Origin of the sequence: Pseudomonas rossensis (assembly GCF_039888995.1) — a bacterium.
GTDB lineage: Bacteria > Pseudomonadota > Gammaproteobacteria > Pseudomonadales > Pseudomonadaceae > Aquipseudomonas > Aquipseudomonas rossensis.
In genome coordinates this window covers 1-1,093 of sequence record NZ_JBBWCB010000302.1, presented here as the reverse complement: position 1 = coordinate 1,093, position 1,093 = coordinate 1, and the positions used below count along the sequence as shown (strand labels likewise).

Here is a 1,093-nt window from a genome sequence, read left to right as displayed (position 1 = left end):
CCCCCACCCTAATAAAACCACAGAGGGATTCTGGCAATGCGCGATTACTTGTCTGCCACATCACAGTTCAATTATCAGCACACCGTCGACGCCGCGCTCGACGGCGATTTGACTGCCCTCAACGCCTGTGTCGAGTGTTGCGACCGGCATGCCTTGCCGGGGCGCATCGCGCTGTTCTGGGAAGGTCGCGATGGCGCCAGCGCGACCTACACCTTCAGCGACTTGCAGGACAAAGCTGCGCGTTTAGCCAATTTCCTACTGGGCCAAGGCGTGAAAAAAGGCGACAAGGTTGCCGGTCTCCTGCCACGTAACATCGAACTTTTGATCACCGTATTCGCCACCTGGCGCATCGGCGCGGTCTACCAGCCGCTGTTCACGGCATTCGGCCCGAAAGCCATCGAGCATCGCCTCAGCTGCTCTGGCGCCAAAGTGGTGGTCACCGACGCGGGCAATCGTTCCAAACTCACTGAAGTCGCCGACTGCCCGACCATCGTCACCGTCGCCGGTCCAAAAGGCCAAGGCGTTGTCCGCGGCGATTACAGCTTCTGGGCCGAACTAGCGAATTACTCTGCTGAGTGCGAACCGGTCCTGCTGACCGGAGAAGACCCGTTTCTGCTGATGTTCACGTCGGGCACCACCGGTCCGTCGAAAGCGCTGTCCGTTCCGCTCAAGGCCATCGTCGCCTTCCAGAGCTACACCCGTGACGCCGTGGACTTGCGCCCTGAAGACGCCTTCTGGAACGTCGCCGATCCGGGTTGGGCCTATGGAATCTATTTCGGTGTTACCGGGCCGATGGCCATGGGGCATCCGATCACCTTTTACGATGGTCCGTTCACCCTCGAAAGCACCTGCCGGGTGATCAACAAATACGGGATCACCAACCTCACCGGCTCGCCGACGGCCTATCGCCTGTTGATCGCGGGTGGCGACGAGTTCGCCCGCTCGATCAAGGGCAAGCTGCGCATCGTCAGCAGTGCCGGCGAGCCGCTGAACCCGGAAGTGATTCGCTGGTTCGCCGACAACCTCGGCGTGGTCATCCACGACCACTATGGCCAGACCGAACTCGGCATGGTGCTGTGCAATCACCATGGCC

The 1,093-nt window shown here is 60.8% G+C and carries 1 protein-coding gene; it reads left to right on the top strand.

Going from position 1 to position 1,093, the window contains the following annotated elements; genetic code table 11:
- Positions 1–36: 36 nt before the first annotated feature.
- Positions 37–1,093, top strand: a 1,057-nt coding sequence (locus WLY71_RS30590) for an AMP-binding protein (RefSeq protein WP_347806565.1), incomplete at its 3' end; no start/stop codon positions are given.